Origin of the sequence: Spirochaeta cellobiosiphila DSM 17781 (assembly GCF_000426705.1) — a bacterium.
Taxonomy (GTDB): domain Bacteria; phylum Spirochaetota; class Spirochaetia; order DSM-17781; family DSM-17781; genus Spirochaeta_E; species Spirochaeta_E cellobiosiphila.
In genome coordinates this window covers 76,722-92,056 of sequence record NZ_AUFW01000017.1, presented here as the reverse complement: position 1 = coordinate 92,056, position 15,335 = coordinate 76,722, and the positions used below count along the sequence as shown (strand labels likewise).

General features: G+C 35.5%; 17 protein-coding genes and 1 riboswitch. Of the genes, 9 read left to right on the top strand and 8 right to left on the bottom strand.

Annotation, left to right across the window (positions count from 1 at the left end; translation table 11 throughout):
* The first annotated feature begins 61 nt into the window (after positions 1-61).
* A complete protein-coding gene (locus tag K345_RS22095) occupies positions 62-895 on the top strand; it encodes an aldo/keto reductase (RefSeq protein WP_053228027.1) in 834 nt (277 codons plus the stop codon).
* The gene (locus K345_RS0103245) at positions 895-1,830 is read left to right on the top strand and encodes an AEC family transporter (protein WP_028972958.1); all 936 of its coding nucleotides are present in this window, start codon (positions 895-897) and stop codon (positions 1,828-1,830) included. The genes K345_RS22095 and K345_RS0103245 overlap by 1 nt, the downstream gene beginning before the upstream one ends.
* A 1-nt stretch (position 1,831) precedes the next feature.
* Here K345_RS0103245 and K345_RS0103240 read toward each other — a convergent pair whose 3' ends face one another.
* From K345_RS0103240 to K345_RS0103220, 5 genes are all read right to left on the bottom strand, one after another.
* A complete protein-coding gene (locus tag K345_RS0103240; RefSeq protein WP_028972957.1) occupies positions 1,832-2,566 on the bottom strand; it encodes an ABC transporter ATP-binding protein in 735 nt (244 codons plus the stop codon).
* A complete protein-coding gene (locus K345_RS0103235; RefSeq protein ID WP_028972956.1) occupies positions 2,563-3,531 on the bottom strand; it encodes an ABC transporter substrate-binding protein in 969 nt (322 codons plus the stop codon). The genes K345_RS0103240 and K345_RS0103235 overlap by 4 nt, the downstream gene beginning before the upstream one ends.
* Before the next feature lie 2 nt (positions 3,532-3,533).
* Positions 3,534-4,268 carry an ABC transporter permease gene (locus K345_RS19500; RefSeq protein ID WP_083963604.1) on the bottom strand — a complete coding sequence of 245 codons (735 nt, stop codon included), beginning with the start codon at positions 4,266-4,268 and terminating at the stop codon, positions 3,534-3,536.
* Complete coding sequence (locus tag K345_RS0103225; RefSeq protein ID WP_028972955.1) at positions 4,252-4,542, bottom strand: thiamine-binding protein; 291 nt, start codon at positions 4,540-4,542, stop codon at positions 4,252-4,254. Before K345_RS0103225 ends, K345_RS19500 begins: the two co-directional genes overlap by 17 nt.
* Positions 4,543-4,579: 37 nt before the next feature.
* Positions 4,580-4,687: riboswitch (TPP riboswitch) on the bottom strand.
* 178 nt (positions 4,688-4,865) lie between these two features.
* Entirely contained in the window at positions 4,866-5,054 is a 189-nt protein-coding gene (locus K345_RS0103220) for a hypothetical protein (RefSeq protein WP_028972954.1), read from the bottom strand.
* Positions 5,055-5,171: 117 nt separating this feature from the next.
* On the opposite strand from K345_RS0103220, the gene K345_RS0103215 reads away from it, so the two are divergent.
* Positions 5,172-5,963, top strand: coding sequence for an inositol monophosphatase family protein (locus K345_RS0103215; protein WP_028972953.1), 792 nt, complete (start codon positions 5,172-5,174; stop codon positions 5,961-5,963).
* Here the strand turns inward: K345_RS0103215 and ung are convergent.
* Positions 5,950-6,633 (bottom strand): uracil-DNA glycosylase, encoded by a 684-nt coding sequence (gene ung / locus K345_RS0103210; protein WP_281169298.1) that lies wholly within the window; start codon positions 6,631-6,633, stop codon positions 5,950-5,952. The two genes, K345_RS0103215 and ung, sit on opposite strands and share 14 nt — an antisense overlap.
* 101 nt (positions 6,634-6,734) lie before the next feature.
* Here ung and K345_RS0103205 point away from each other — a divergent pair, with 101 nt between their 5' ends.
* The 5 genes from K345_RS0103205 (at position 6,735) to K345_RS0103185 (ending at position 12,747) form a co-directional block, all read left to right on the top strand.
* Entirely contained in the window at positions 6,735-7,679 is a 945-nt protein-coding gene (locus K345_RS0103205; RefSeq protein ID WP_211227824.1) for an AAA family ATPase, read from the top strand.
* A 74-nt stretch (positions 7,680-7,753) separates the two neighbouring features.
* Positions 7,754-8,872, top strand: a complete 1,119-nt coding sequence (locus K345_RS0103200) for a DUF58 domain-containing protein (protein ID WP_156888283.1) — start codon at positions 7,754-7,756, stop codon at positions 8,870-8,872.
* 188 nt (positions 8,873-9,060) lie between these two features.
* Positions 9,061-10,659 carry a transglutaminase-like domain-containing protein gene (locus tag K345_RS0103195; RefSeq protein WP_028972949.1) on the top strand — a complete coding sequence of 533 codons (1,599 nt, stop codon included), beginning with the start codon at positions 9,061-9,063 and terminating at the stop codon, positions 10,657-10,659.
* 63 nt (positions 10,660-10,722) lie between these two features.
* A complete protein-coding gene (trxB, locus tag K345_RS0103190; RefSeq protein ID WP_028972948.1) occupies positions 10,723-11,670 on the top strand; it encodes a thioredoxin-disulfide reductase in 948 nt (315 codons plus the stop codon).
* Positions 11,671-11,757: 87 nt separating this feature from the next.
* Entirely contained in the window at positions 11,758-12,747 is a 990-nt protein-coding gene (locus tag K345_RS0103185) for a sensor histidine kinase (protein ID WP_028972947.1), read from the top strand.
* Here the strand turns inward: K345_RS0103185 and K345_RS0103180 are convergent.
* On the bottom strand, positions 12,731-13,414 hold the full coding sequence (locus K345_RS0103180) for a hypothetical protein (RefSeq protein ID WP_156888282.1): 684 nt from the start codon (positions 13,412-13,414) through the stop codon (positions 12,731-12,733). The genes K345_RS0103185 and K345_RS0103180 overlap by 17 nt on opposite strands.
* 80 nt (positions 13,415-13,494) lie before the next feature.
* On the opposite strand from K345_RS0103180, the gene nadA reads away from it, so the two are divergent.
* Complete coding sequence (gene nadA / locus K345_RS0103175; protein ID WP_211227823.1) at positions 13,495-14,502, top strand: quinolinate synthase NadA; 1,008 nt, start codon at positions 13,495-13,497, stop codon at positions 14,500-14,502.
* Positions 14,503-14,597: 95 nt separating this feature from the next.
* On the opposite strand, the gene pflA is transcribed toward nadA, so the two are convergent.
* On the bottom strand, positions 14,598-15,332 hold the full coding sequence (gene pflA, locus K345_RS0103170) for a pyruvate formate-lyase-activating protein (protein WP_037571078.1): 735 nt from the start codon (positions 15,330-15,332) through the stop codon (positions 14,598-14,600).
* Positions 15,333-15,335 lie beyond the last annotated feature (3 nt).

Below are 15,335 nucleotides of genomic sequence, written 5' to 3'. Positions count from 1 at the left end.
TTTTTTGTTTATTATGATTATAACTGTACGACAAGCTTAAGGAGAAATAAAGGAGAAAGAAATGTTTCCTCTTGGTTATGGAGCCTGGAAGTTAGGAGGTCATGGATGGAGACATGTTGATCACAAAAAAGCTATTGAGGCTGTCATTTGTGCTTGTGAGTCCGGTATTGAATTATTTGACACGGCTCCTGCTTATGGTTACGGGAAATCAGAAGAGTATTTAGGTAGTCTTTTAAAGGGACATCATTGCCATATATCAACCAAATGTGGATTGTATTGGGATGATAGCCAACGTTTTTATCATGATTTATCTGAGTCGGCTATTTATCGTGGACTGGAGCAATCTTTAAAAAGACTTAAACGTGATTTTGTCGATACTCTCTTTATTCATTGGCCAGATAGTCGATATTCTTTAGATAGTGCTCTTTCCATATTATTGGATCTACGAGAACAAAAGCTTATTAAAAACATTGGAATATCCAATTATGACATCAACGAAGTGGTTCATTCAGAGTTATCAGCAGAAATAGATTTTTATCAATATGAATATAATTATCTAAATTCAAACATTATAGAAAGACTGGGTAAGTTAATGACAAATAAACAGACCTTATGGAGTTATAGTCCATTAGCTCAAGGATTCTTAAGTGGTGAGATTCCATGGGATTATAAAACGACTAAAAAAGAAGTACGTCGCCGGAATCCTCTATATAATAGTGAAAAAATAAGGCAGCAGGTAAAAGTATTTCTTGAGAGAGAAGATTACTTAGAATACGCCTTTAAATTTATTCTTGAGACACCTAAAGTCTCTCAGATTTTAGTCAGTTCAGTTGATGCCTCTCATGTAAGGGAAAATGTAAAAATTGTAAAAAACATCTTGGAGGTTCGCAGTTAATGGAAGTACTTGTTTTTGCATTGGCTAAAGTCTGTCCTATTTTTTTTATGATTATAATAGGACTAATATTAAAACAGACAAGAATCATCGGTGAGACCTTTGTTAAAGAATCCTCAAATATTGTTTTCAAAGTCGCAATGCCTGTTATGATTTTTCAGAAAATGTCTCAGATAGAGACTATTCCTTCTGCCTTATATCAAGGCATTATTATTTTTGCAGTTGTAACAACTTTGATAGTTATCTTTTCCTGGATTTTTTCTTATCAGTTGGAGGGGCCCAAACGTTCTACTTTTGTGCAGGGGGCCTTTAGAAGCAATATTGCTATCATTGGTTTTGCCGTCACGGAGAAAAGTTTTGGATATGAGGCTCTACAGGTAGGTGCAGTACTCCTTGCTGTAATTATGCCTTTGTATAATCTGTTTGCCATAATATTGTTAAGCAGAGGTTCAAGTGATGAGTCTCAGAACATATTCAAAGAAGTGGCTATCAAAGTAGTAAAAAATCCACTGATATGGGGAGTGATATTAGGCTTGCCTATAGGAATATTTCATATCAGTATTCCTATGTTTGCTTTTGATACTATGTCTTATCTATCCCAATTAACTCTACCTCTTGCTTTAATTGGAATAGGGGCTTCATTGGAATTAAAAGATCTTGATTCTAGCAAGGTGATATGGATGGGTGCTTCGGCTATCAAGTTAATAGTTCTTCCTGCTGTTGTGTTAGGAGTAAGCTGGAGGTTTGGTATAAGGGGTGTTGTATTGGCTTCCATGGTTATTACCGCTGGTAGTCCAACGGCTGTTGCCAGTTTTGTCATGGCTAGAACAATGGGAGGGGATGGTAAAATAGCTGGTGAGATAGTCAGTTTTACCACATTATTTTCCATTGTCACTTTTACTTTTTGGATTTCAATACTTAGGGTATTAGGCAGTTAGCCTAAAACCCTAAGATTTCCAGGATTTGTTTTTTATAGTTGTTGAACTCATTTGTTGTTGTTAAGATTTGTGAACGTTTTGTTGAATAGTTTATCTGCAACTGTCTAATGATTTTTGTAGGTCTATTGTCTAGTAATATAATACTATCAGCTAATAAGAGAGCTTCATCTACATCATGGGTAATCATTAATACTGTACTGTTTAGTTTTTTGATGGTTGAATACAACCAGCTTTGCATCTCATGTCTTGTAAAAGCATCTAATGCACCAAAAGGTTCATCTAATAACAGGAAATCTTGATTAAACAAATATGTTCGTAATAAAGCTGCTCTTTGCCTCATTCCACCAGATAGCTGGTGGGGATAAGAATCAATGAAATCTTCCAGACCAAATTGTGTTATCAGGGCGCTAATATCAATATCAAGGGGCTCAGTTCTAAGTTCTTCTGGTATCTTAAGATTAGATCTAATTGTTCTCCAGGGTAAAAGCAAATCTTTTTGAGGCATGAATCCCACATGCCCTTTTAAATTCTTTATCTGTCTATTATTGATCCACAGACTTCCTTTCTGTAAGTTGAGTTGACCAGTTAATATGTTAAAGAAAGTACTTTTTCCACAGCCAGAGGGACCTAATATGGTAACTATATCTCCTTTTTTTATAGTAAAAGATAGATCATCAATCACATTGGTTTGAGGATAAGAATAGGCTATTTGCTTTACCTGGAGATAATCACTCATCTGGGAAGATACTCGTTAGTAAAAGCCTGAGATTCATCAATATCTTTTGAAAGTAGATTTCTGTCCAATAACCAGTTTTTATAATTTGTCCAAACGGATAATTTCATATGACCCCATTGGCTTGCTTCTGCCTGATACTTGTCTGCAAGGTATTTCTGACTTTCAATTACCAATTCTCTATCTAATTCAGGTGCATATTTAAGAAGTATGTTAGCAGCTTCTTGGGGGTTTTTGATGGAAAACTCATATCCTTTTGAAACCGCTTTGAGGAAGGCTTTTACTTGGTCCGGATTGTTCTTTATTTTGTTTTCACTTGTGGCTAATACTGGTGTGTAATAATCTAGGGCTTTGTCATATTGAACTAAGGGAATATAATTAATATCAATGCCCTTAACTTGAGAGGCAATTCCATCCCAACCTTCAAAAATCCAAGAAAAATCTATGCTTTTTTCCGTGGCAGAGAAGAAGTCCATTGTTCCTAAGGAGATGTTTTCAACCTTGCTATAATCTCCATTGTCTTTATCCATTAATGCTTTTAAGGTTGCCTCTTCAACTGGACTTCCCCACCCTCCATATCTTTTCCCTTCAAAGTGTTTGGGACGTGATATTCCGGTTGTTGATCTTGCCGCAAAGCCACTGGTATTGTGCTGAATGACTGCTGCAATAGCAACTATAGGAATTTGCGATGCTCTCGCAAATGTTATGTTCTCTTGGTAACTGACACCATAATCAGCTTGTCCTGAAGCAATAACAGCATCAGCACCCATTTCTGGAGGGAATTGGATATCCACATCCAGACCTTCCTCTTTGAAGTATCCTTTTTCTTTGGCTACATACAAACCAGTCTGATTGGTGTTCACTGTCCAATCTAGAACAGTTGTTACTTTAGTAAGTTCTTGTTTATTGTTACATGAAGTAATGATAAGCGAACAAATAATTAAATAAAATGATAGTTTGATTTTCATAGCTACTCCTTATTAATGTATTTCCAGGCTAGGAAACGATGTTCAAATATTTCTACAATTTTAAATAAGACAAGAGTCATAATTACGATAATTGATATAGCAGCAAAGACTCCTGCTGTGTTAAAGGTTTTATAGGATCTAATCATATAAACGCCTAAGCCTTTACTGGCTCCTAACCATTCACCAATGACAGCACCCATTAGAGAATAGGTAAGGGTAATCTTTAAACCACTCATAAAATCCGGTAAGGATCCTGGCCATTTAACTTTTGTATAGAGATACCATGTGGATGCATTCATGGATCTAAGTAGATCAAGTAATTCTTCTGATGTATGTTGGAACCCTTTATATACATTTACTGCGATGGGGAAAAAACAAACCAAAAAAACAACAATAACCTTTGGTGACAACCCGAAGCCAAACCAAATGAGAAGTAAGGGATAAATAAAAACAATAGGTATCGTTTGGCTAATAACTAAAAAGGGATACAAGATATTTTTTAGTCGTAGTGATAAATCCATTAAGAGAGCTATTAGTATTCCTGAAGGAATGGCAAAAGCCAAACCTAGTAGAGCAACAAAGGATGTTGTCATCGTATGATCAACTAACAAATACCTGTTGATCCACATTTGATATACTATTTGGCTTGGAGCAGGAATAATGTACTCAGGGACATGGAAGACTCGACAAGACAGCTCCCATAAAAGCACTAAAACCGCTTTAATGATATTTGCCAATCTTCTCTTCCATTGTCACATCACTACCAGGTCTATAATGAGTTTTAATTATAGCTACAACGCTATCTGCTCCAGCTTGACTGCATATATAGTGAGCTTGCTTAGCTATATCAAAAAGGACATCCATATCCCCTTCCATGGTAGTTTCCATAGGACCTACCACATATTTCACTCCTGATGATTTGATTAAATCGATTACCTTATCTACTGTAGGATAAATCTGTGAAACTTCTGTTGTCGGAAGAATCTGAAGGCTTAAGTTAATGATGGGCATAGATACTCCTTATTCAATAGCGTAAGGATAAACCTATGTATAATTCGGCAACGTTTCCATCGTCGGTATTATCCGCATCTGGTCAAAGGTCGGAAATCTGTTATTCCCTCTCAGCCATGTCGCCATAGCTCCCTTACGCATTATCTGCTAAACATTAAAGCGAATTATTAGTGCTTAAGTCAATGGAGATTGATAAGAAATATAAAAGTTTCATTTCTACTGGGTTGTTAGAAGCTCTAGTAATAATTGTTTTGCTACGGCCTCTGGATGTTAATAAAAATAATTTATAAGTAAGTATGATAAGAGAATAGGAAGGAAATATTTTACAAATATCCCCTAACTAAATTTTCTAATTCTCGGATCGATGTAAGCAAATTGTTTTTCCTGAGGTCAAGTTCGTTATAACCTATTTCTTGGAATTTTCCATTAATAAGACCAATAATCTGATCACTTATATGGCTTTGTATTCTATCGAAATTGTCCATGTCCAATTCTTTTTTATTTTGATCCATCAAGACTCCTTATAGTCAGAGAATAGAGGATAAGTATTGTATTAATCAAGATCAGATCTATTGTCATTGCATCTGCATTACATTACTTTATTCATGTATATTATGAAGGGGAATTAAATGTCCAAGAATAGACAATTCTATAAATTAGCAATAAAAGCAGCTTTGAAAGCTGGGAAATTACATAAAAAATTCCAGAGTAAAGGAACCTTTCGTATTGAATCGAAAGGACTGAATTATGATCTGGTTACTGAATCAGATTTGGAAGCAGAAAAATTAATTTCAACAATGATACACCATCATTTCCCTGATCACAATATTCAAGGAGAGGAACAACATTATACTGTAACGGAATCTCCCTATACATGGATTATTGATCCTTTAGATGGAACAAACAACTTTTCAAGAGGGTTACCACAATATAGTGTAAGTATTGCACTTGCTTTTAAAGGTCAAGTTGTCGTTGGCGTTGTGTATGATCCTAGCCGAAAAGAGTTGTTTAGTTCTATTAGGGGAGGAGGGGCTTATCTAAACGGGAGACCTATAAAAGTAAGCGAGCAGAATGTATTAAAAACATCCATGGCTATTACCGGGTTTTATTATGATCGGGGTGATAAAATGAAACGAGCTTTACGTCAGATTGAGACTTTGTTTAGTCATGATATATTAGGATTACGAAGGTTTGGTTCTGCGGCCATTGATATTGTGTATGTTGCTGCTGGTAGAGCAGATATGTTCTGGGAATATGAATTGAGCCCTTGGGATTATGCTGCTGCTTCCTTAATACTGGAAGAAGCCGGTGGACAGTTAAGTGACTACAATGGAGAGAATCCCGATTTAAAAAGGGGCCCCATTGTTGCAACGAATCGGCGATTACATCAATTGTTGTTAGAGTTACTTACCAAAGAATAGGGCTCTTATTGTGTTGTACTAGATAAGTGTTTGTTTTACTGAAATGTCTACATCCAAAGAAACCTCTATGGGCAGATAAGGGGGAGGGGTGTGGTGCTTCTAGAACCAAATGTCTTTGTCTATCAATCATTTGCCCTTTTTTTTGTGCATAACTACCCCAGAGTAGAAAGACTATGTTGTCTTTAGTCTCTTGCAATTTATTTATCGCTGTATCTGTGAATTCTTCCCATCCTTTTTTTTGATGCGACCCTGCTTTTGCGGCCTGTACCGTTAGGGTTGCATTGAGTAATAAAACTCCTTGTTTTGCCCAACGTGTTAAATCCCCTGAATGAGGTATTCCCTGACCTAGATCACTTTGTATTTCTTTATAAATATTCTTTAAGCTAGGAGGACAAGGGGTAGGGTCTTTTACAGAAAAACATAAACCATGTGCCTGGTTTGGTCCATGATAAGGGTCTTGGCCCAATATAACCACCTTTGTTTTATCAACAGGGCAATAATCAAAGGCTGCAAAAATCTCCTCATTAGGTGGATATATTGTTTTTGATTTGTATTCCTCCTGAACGTATTGAGTTAATTTATTAAAATATGTCTTGCTCATTTCTTCTTCTAGTAGGGTATACCATGATGTATCAATATTCGTATTCAAATTCTGTAACATAAAATCCATATCCTATAATCTCTTATTTAATAATAACTTGCCAAATTAAAAAAAACTATCAAGAATAAAAGTAGAGCTTTAATAGCCTTTCCTTAGAGGATTATATAATGATGTCCGAATTTATTTTAGAAGATTTAATAAAAAAAGTCGAAGAAGTATATCTGGGTTCACGTTCTCATATTGAAATAGTTTTATTGTCCTTGATTAGTGGCTTGCATTTATTAATTGAAGATAATCCTGGGATAGGTAAAACTACTTTAGTTAAAGCTTTTGCAAGAGCAAGCAGTCTTGATTTTGGGAGGATCCAATTTACTCCGGATATCCTCCCAGGTGATTTAATTGGTATGAATGTATTGGATAAGAATACGGGCAACTTTTCGTTCTTACAGGGAGCGTTGTTTCATCAATTAATATTAGGAGATGAAATCAATAGAGCTTCTCCTAGAACACAATCAGGGCTTCTGGAAGCCATGCAGGAAGGTTTTGTTACTATTGATGGTAGAACTATATCTCTTCCTGAACCATTTCTTGTTATTGCTACTCAAAACCCTAATTCTTTTTCAGGAACTTATGAAATACCAGAGGCTCAGGCTGATAGGTTTGGACTGAAGATATCCTTAGGATATCCAAGTAAAGAAGAAGAAAAAAAGATATTAAATATCTATGGTATCAAGAATAATCCTTTAGATAATATTGAACCCATTTTAACAACAGAAATTCTGTTAGAACTGCAGAAAAAATGTGAATTACAAACGTTCAAGCAGGACTTAATGGATTATATGATAGATGTTGCTCAAGCTACACGAAATTCTCCTCATGTAGTACTACCTTTAAGTCCTAGAGCTTTGATTCATTGGAAAAAAGCCAGCCAGGGTATTGCCTTTATAAAAGGTAGAGATTTTGTTATACCTGAAGATCTTATATTTACCTCTCATCTTGTTTTAGAACATAGAATAATATTTAAACAAACAATTACTTTAGGTTCTCATTCCAAGAGGGAATTATTAGATGACATACTTAAAAAGATTCCTCTTCCTACGGGTTTAAACCGTTGATAATAACAAAAGCAAGGTTATTAGCTTATTTTATATACATACTTTTTTTAATTATAATTGATAGACTACCCTTTATGTCTGGGGTCCTTGGCTTAGTCGTTAAGGGAATATTTTTCTTTTATCCAGTCTCTCTATTTTTCTTTACTTTATATTCATATTTAAGTATTCGATATACTCAAAATTTTAGTAAGGAACATCTTTGTAAAGGTGATGAAGTCCAGTACAAACTATTAATTGAGAATAGTGGGGCTTTAAGTTCTGTCATTATTACAGCTCATTTCAAGAAAGTTCATCCCTACTTAAAACAAGAGCTTGAAGATTTTAAAATCACATTAAGTCCCGGTAGATCAATAAAGAAACAATATAAGGTTAGCTGTCCTTATAGAGGTATATATGTTCTTGGGTTATCTACAATAGTTATCCAAGATCATTGGGGAATATTTTGTTTTAAAATATCCATATGGCAGAGAACTTTTTATGTCTATCCTCGTCTCCTTACGTTCACTCACTACACTCTCAGATATCTTGGGTTCTCTGAGGGGCAATTAAGTAATGCTATAGGTATTCAGAATAATTTTAGTTTGTTTGCTTATATGGAAGAGTATAAATGGGGTGATCCTTTAAATCGTTTTGATTGGAAGAGGTGGCTCTACAGAAATCAGGCTGTGATTAAAATGTATGAACAAGAATTGACTGAAGGCGTTTGCTTGATATTTGATACTTTTGCCTATCGAAATGATATAAAGAATTTAGAAGAATGGGCTGATCAGGATTGCTTAATTGAAGTACTGTTTGCACTGTTAGATTACTTTGTAAATAATCACATTCCTTTGGTGCTATTGATACCAATGCCAGAGATTAGGGAGGTTATATTTTCTAGTCAGGATGATATACAGGATTTTATAAATCACTCCCTTGAGATATGTTTTTCACCAGAGAAAAGTATGCATATTGTAAGTAAATATTTTAGAATGAGTTCCTATTCTAAACGTTTTCTAATAGGGCTATCGAATGATATATATTCTCTGGTTGATACGAGTAGAGAGTACAATAATGGGAATAGTCATTGGATATATGCGATATCTAGGCTACCATCTGAGGAAATTATTTCTTTTATACAAGAGCGTAATCAAGGGGCTGATCATTTCAGTGTTATAAATAACAGTAAGGAACAACTTGAGGAGTTAATATGAGCGGTAGAAGTCTCAAGTTGTTAATTCTGTGGTTTACTATTTTGTTTTGGTGCTTAATATGTTTTCGTTCTATACCATTTATTTTCTTATTGCTAGGTACATTCTTTTCGGTAACATTTTTCTTTCCATCAAGACTCTCTAACATATCATCGTATATCATAATCATCTTTGGATTCCTGATATTATTTATGGGCATTCAATTAACACCAGCTTCCGCACTTGCCGTTTGGAAATCCTATCTAGTACATCGCCCTGTTGGTGGTCTTCTTGCTAGTTTAGTTCTTACTTATGTCTTGATATATACATTCATTTTGTTTGTTGTAATTGATTCTTTTTCTTGGAAATGGATGGCTGTATGGACTTATTGGGCTATGACAGGAATTACTTTGTTTTTTTTACTTGAATATTGGTATTTCTTATTGTTTTTGTTGCCCTGTCTCATTTATGTGATTAAGAAAAATTACGCTCAAATTAGTTCTGGTTTACTTAAGGATTATGTTTTTAGTTTATTACTCCCTATGATATTTGCACTGGTTTTCAGTGCAGTATTCTATGTGATTAATCCTGATCCTCGTCCCTATTTCCCTTCTTTGTCACTACCTCGAATAGAAAATATTGTGTTGAAGTTATGGCCAGGTTTTCCCTTATTACAAGAACAGCCGGGATATGCTTATTTTATGAACTCCGAATTATCAGGAAGAAGACCTTTGTTATCCAATCAAAGGTATTTTTCCCTATCAGGTCCTCCTAATAAAACAGTCTATCTACGAATGGAAGCTTATGAGTCTTACTCGCATTCAGAATGGCACATGGCACCAGAGGACTCGAAAGACTGGATTCCTGTAAGAGAGGAGGGCAATGAACAATTTTTATTGCAGATTGAAAGTGATTTTTGTAGTGCTTTGCCACAAATTTCTGGAATGAAACCTAAGGTTACTGGTAGAAGCATAATAGGGCAGAATTCAAGTGGTTGGAAGGTAGATCCTCCTTTTTTACGTGGAGATGAGTTACGTTTTTATCCAACAAAAATGGAATATCCACCTCCAAAACCTGCTGACTCAATAACTCGATGGGAGTCCTCTCGTTCCATACCTTCGTTCTCTAATGAAGGTAGTCAAAAAGACATTATTGATGCAATCTTAAAATATCTTCATTCAGAATATATTTATGATATAAGTACTTATTATGGAAATCAGAATATTATCGATAAGTTTATTGATAATAAGAGAGGGTTTTGTGTTCATTTTGCTACATTGTTCATCTTGTTAGCTAGAAAAGAAGGAATTCCTTGTCGATATGTGACGGGTTTTTTAACAATCTTATCAGAATCGGGAAAATCCTATATTTCAGGTAGTCAATCTCATGCTTGGGTTGAAGTATGGGATGAATCCAATAAGTGGGTGATTATTGATCCTACACCTCTAAATGTTGAGAAGGCTGTTCCCTCATCTAATGCCTATGTTTCTCTCCCCTTCATTATGACAATATTAATAGTTCTTTTTATTTTTTGTATTCTAATGCTAATTGCTTACATAATTGGTAAAACTATCAAAACCAGTAAGGTTGAAAAGCTAATCAAAATGGCTAAGAATAATGGTATTCCTGGTCCATCAGTTATAGGTTGGTCTGAATGGGCTGATAGAGTTGAACTTACTCTCCCTAAGAATTATGTGACTCAACGCTTTGTATGTATTTGGTACCATTGCTATTATAGTAAAAGTGAAATAACAAGACGAGATAGAGTGTTTCTGAATATGCTAATTAAATATATGAAAGGTCATATGTAATATCTATTAATTTCTTGACGTTACTTTCTTATTATATTATTCATATATCAATAGGAGATGTTCATGTCTGACGTAGAAAAGGTAATAATTATTGGTTCAGGACCCGCAGGTCATACAGCTGCCATCTATGCAGCACGAGCAGAACTAAAACCTCTGATGTTTGAAGGTTTTATGGCTGGTGGAGTCGCTCCCGGCGGTCAATTAACTACAACAACGGAGATTGAAAATTTTCCAGGTTTCCCTGATGGTATGGGCGGCATGGAATTGATGCAAAAAATGAGAGACCAATCTGTTAAGTATGGTACACGAATTAAAACAGAAACTATCGAAAGTGTTGATTTCAGCAAAAAACCATTTGTTGTATCTACAGCATCAGAAGAGTATAAAGCTGAGACGATAATTATAGCTACTGGAGCTACAGCCAAGAGATTAAGTCTTCCCGGTGAAGATACTTATTGGCAAAAAGGTATATCAGCCTGTGCTGTATGTGATGGTGCTTTACCAATATTTCGTGAAAAACCTCTTGTTGTTATTGGTGGGGGAGATACGGCTTGTGAAGAAGCCCAGTATTTATCTAAATTTGGTAGTAAGGTTACTATGCTTGTTCGTAGGGATGAATTACGAGCTAGTAAGGCTATGCAGCAGAGAGTTTTTGATAATCCCAAAATTGAGATAAAGTGGAATACTAATGCTGTCGAAGCGATTGGTGAAAATATTCTGGGAAGTATGAAGATCAAGAATAATAAAACTGGTGAGGAAGAAACCATTCCCTCTAGTGGATTGTTCTATGCTATTGGACATAAACCAAACACTGATTTTCTTAATGGTCAACTGGATATGGATGAAACCGGATATATAAAAACCACTCCTGGTTCTACCTATACTTCTGTTGAAGGTGTTTTTGCTTGTGGAGATGTGCAGGATCACAAATTCAGGCAAGCAGTCACTGCCGCTGGTTCTGGTTGTATGGCTGCTTTAGAAGCAGAGAGATATTTATCTGAACATGAATAAACTGGCATTTCAAATTAAAAACCAGCCTCAAGGGCTGGTTTTTTTATGCTCCTAGGATCAATATATGAATAGAGGTAGTTTATTAAAATGATTGATGATTTTCTATTCCGCTGGCATAACAGGTTTAGTGTTAGGCAGAAGGTAATGATACTCATCATGACATATGTGATATTTACACTATTATTTTTGTTAGGTGCCAATACGTTTCATGTAAGTATTAACTTCCTGGCTTTGATCCCATTGTTTGTTGGTGCCGCTCTGTTTGAACTTCCTGGTGGTGCTATCACTGGTTTCTTTGGATTACCTATTAATTATATTTTATTCCTTATTATGGGACATCCGGATTGGGCTCCAGAGAGTCTTTTTATGGCCTGGCTCAGTGGTTTGATTACTGGCTCTATCCTGGGATATTTCAGTGGTTTCTATAAACGCCTCCAAGATGAAATAGAAAGACACGCCGAAACTATCAACCAAAAGAATTTATTAGTTAAAGAAATGCATCACAGGGTTAAAAATCATCTAAGTATCCTTATTGGTTTAATGGAAGTTGAGGCCTTTCAGAATGAAGAAGGTGCCTGCACAAATACCTTGCTTAAACGTATGCAATCGATCGCTCTAGTTCACGATAAGTTACAAAACAGTCAACAACTAGATCATGTAGATATGTCACAGTATTTAACAGATTTGGTAATACATTTACAATCTTCGTTATCTCCAGATGAAAAAGAAATTTTACTTGACTTAGATATTGAGTCTTTAATTATGCCTATTCAACACGCTGTTATGCTTGGTTTACTTGTGAATGAAGTAGTAACCAATTCTTATAAGTATGCTTTCATTGGTAGATCAAAAGGAAAAATAACTATTTTACTAAAAGATCGTGGTGATAAGATTGAAATGAGTCTTGGAGATGATGGTTCTGGTTTTAATAAACATAGTATAGACAAGGAGTCTTTGGGCTTATCTTTAATTAACTCTGTAATTGAACAATTACAAGGACTAGTAGAAACTAGACAGGATAAGGGCACCGTTTATCGATTTGTGTGGTCAAAGAATGATCTTACTTCTCTTGTCTAAAACTATTCATTTGTTCCTTTGCTTCTTCCACTAAAGTATATATTAATTCATAGTTATCTGGACCTAATAGGGAACATCCCCAATTGATATCTATATGTTTGTGCCATTGATTAAAAAGTCTTTTCATAAAGAACTCTGCACCATTTTTAGAGCAGCCTTCTAGTCCCAGCAAAAACTCTTTTTCCTCTATATGAAAGGCCAGATCTGTATCTCTTATCGTCTTTTTTAGGGCTAATCCTAATTCCGCAATAGTCGACTGAGGGACCTCTCTTGGTGGGGAAATATAGACGATGGCGAAGTCTTTGCTTAAACTCTTGGCTAGTTGTGCTGCCCTATTTAGAAAAAAATGACAAGCTCCATTATTTAATAAACCCGTTTCAGGATCTATGTATTCAAACTTTTCCTGTTTGAGTTCGTTAATAAAATCAGTTTTCAATGATTTTGGTGACTGCCCTTTGAGGCGAGCCATTTGTTTCTCTTTCTCCTCTAACTGGATACCAAGCTTGCTATTTCTATATACTGATATGCATAGAAAGACATTTATTGTCAGAACAAACAATGCTTCAACTTTTTGAAAAGAATTAATATATAGAGATATTGAGATGAAAATTGCCATGGGAATAACGAGAATACCAATAGGCCACAACCACATATTCTTAATCTTCATATACTGTATTATAGTGGAGCTGTAGTTGAAGATGTATAAAAAAATGTATATATTTTTGAGGTAATACTTAGGAGTTTATGATGAATATTGGCGACTTAGAATATACAGACGAAATTAAAAAAGCTACCGATGATATCTATCAAAAGGTTAAAGATGTGATTCCTCCTTTTGAGTGGCCTGTTTATGCGCCTTTTATTCACAAAATAAATCAACTAAAGAAAGAAAAGAATGCTGTGATTTTAGCTCATAATTATATGACACCCGAGATTTTTCATGGAATAGCAGATATTACTGGTGATTCTTTAGCTTTAGCACGAGAAGCTGTGAATATTAAAGCTGATATTGTGGTTCTTTGTGGGGTTCATTTTATGGCTGAAACTGTAAAGATATTAAATCCTTCCAAAACGGTTTTAATCCCAGATCTTGATGCAGGCTGTTCTTTGGCAGAATCCATTACGCCGGAAGATGTAAGAGCTCTTAGAAAAAAGTATCCTGGTGTCCCTGTTGTAACTTATGTTAATACCTCTGCTGCTGTCAAAGCAGAAGTCGATATTTGCTGTACCAGTGGTAATGCTAAAGAGGTAGTAGAATCTCTTGACGCAGATGAAATTTTATTCCTACCAGATCAATACTTGGCAGCTAATATTCAAAAAGAAACAGGTAAAAAATTGATAACATGGCCAGGAAGTTGTGAAGTTCATGAACGGTTTACGGCAAAGGAAATATTAGATTATAAAGAGTCCTATAAAGACTTAGTTGTCATTGCCCACCCTGAATGTCCTTCTGAGGTTGTTGAGGCCGCCGATTATGCTGGATCCACTAGTGGGATGATCTCATTTGTGAAAGAGAAGAAGCCAGCAAAGGTTCTTATGGTTACAGAGTGTTCAATGAGTGATAATGTTGCTGCAAATACACCGGATGTCCAATTCATTAGACCATGTAACTTGTGCCCTCATATGAAAAGAATTACCTTACCTAAGATTTTAAAGTCACTAACTTCTTTAGAACCCCAAGTAGAACTTGATCAAGATATGATAGAAAAAGCCAAAGGGTCTATTGAGAAAATGCTGGCAGTAAAAAGTAGATAAGATAAAATAACCCCAGGCCTCTTTTTGGCGGAGAACCTTGGGGTATAGAGAGTAAATATGAAAATCTGAAATTTAGTTGATGTTCAGTTTTTTGTCTAATCTATAGCTTTGCCAACTGGTAAGCCTGCTTCTGTGAAAATACTGTTTATCTTTGCTACTTGCTCTGGCAAAGGTGTCTGTGTATCTTTTAGGGTGTATTTCCTATTAACCTCTTCCCACTTTTCTTCACCCATTTTATGGAAAGGTAATAGATCAAAACGTTTCAAATTAGGTAACTTGAGAAGTTTATCTCGGAGTGCGATTAAATCTGATTCATTGTCAGTTAAACCTGGTACTAATACGTGTCTTACCCATAGAGGTTTGTTGATTTCTACTAAATAATCCAGTGCAGGAAATGTTTGATTCTGATCAACACCTGTTAATTTTTTATGAAGATCTTCATTCATTGTCTTGATATCAAATAATATTAAATCAGCTGAAGCCAACACTGGTTTTGTTTTATGTAGTGGACCGAACCCTGAAGTGTCTAAGGCAGTATGAATTCCTTTTTCTCTGGTTCTATCCAATATGGCTTTGGTGAATTCTGGCTGCATGAGAGGTTCTCCTCCACTTAGGGTCAGTCCTCCACCACCAGTCATCCAGTTACGGTATTTCATTGCTTCTGCTACGACATCTTCAGAGTCAACAAGCCGGCCTCCTTTAGGAGACCAGCTGTCTGGGTTATGACAATACAAGCAACGCAGGGGACAACCTTGAAGAAAAGCAATAAAGCGTAAACCTGGTCCGTCCACCATCCCAAGGGATTCGTATGTTAGTATTCGTCCTTTCATAAT

Bases quoted from the DNA above. Each gene is read 5' to 3' on its own strand.
- K345_RS22095 (WP_053228027.1), top strand. From the start codon at position 62: ATGTTTCCTCTTGGTTATGGAGCCTGGAAGTTAGGAGGTCATGGATGG.
- K345_RS0103245 (WP_028972958.1), top strand. From the start codon at position 895: ATGGAAGTACTTGTTTTTGCATTGGCTAAAGTCTGTCCTATTTTTTTT.
- K345_RS0103240 (WP_028972957.1), bottom strand. From the start codon at position 2,566: ATGAGTGATTATCTCCAGGTAAAGCAAATAGCCTATTCTTATCCTCAA.
- K345_RS0103235 (WP_028972956.1), bottom strand. From the start codon at position 3,531: ATGAAAATCAAACTATCATTTTATTTAATTATTTGTTCGCTTATCATT.
- K345_RS0103225 (WP_028972955.1), bottom strand. From the start codon at position 4,542: ATGCCCATCATTAACTTAAGCCTTCAGATTCTTCCGACAACAGAAGTT.
- K345_RS0103220 (WP_028972954.1), bottom strand. From the start codon at position 5,054: ATGGATCAAAATAAAAAAGAATTGGACATGGACAATTTCGATAGAATA.
- K345_RS0103215 (WP_028972953.1), top strand. From the start codon at position 5,172: ATGTCCAAGAATAGACAATTCTATAAATTAGCAATAAAAGCAGCTTTG.
- ung (WP_281169298.1), bottom strand. From the start codon at position 6,633: ATGGATTTTATGTTACAGAATTTGAATACGAATATTGATACATCATGG.
- K345_RS0103205 (WP_211227824.1), top strand. From the start codon at position 6,735: ATGTCCGAATTTATTTTAGAAGATTTAATAAAAAAAGTCGAAGAAGTA.
- K345_RS0103200 (WP_156888283.1), top strand. From the start codon at position 7,754: ATGTCTGGGGTCCTTGGCTTAGTCGTTAAGGGAATATTTTTCTTTTAT.
- K345_RS0103195 (WP_028972949.1), top strand. From the start codon at position 9,061: ATGGGCATTCAATTAACACCAGCTTCCGCACTTGCCGTTTGGAAATCC.
- trxB (WP_028972948.1), top strand. From the start codon at position 10,723: ATGTCTGACGTAGAAAAGGTAATAATTATTGGTTCAGGACCCGCAGGT.
- K345_RS0103185 (WP_028972947.1), top strand. From the start codon at position 11,758: ATGATTGATGATTTTCTATTCCGCTGGCATAACAGGTTTAGTGTTAGG.
- K345_RS0103180 (WP_156888282.1), bottom strand. From the start codon at position 13,414: ATGAAGATTAAGAATATGTGGTTGTGGCCTATTGGTATTCTCGTTATT.
- nadA (WP_211227823.1), top strand. From the start codon at position 13,495: ATGAATATTGGCGACTTAGAATATACAGACGAAATTAAAAAAGCTACC.
- pflA (WP_037571078.1), bottom strand. From the start codon at position 15,332: ATGAAAGGACGAATACTAACATACGAATCCCTTGGGATGGTGGACGGA.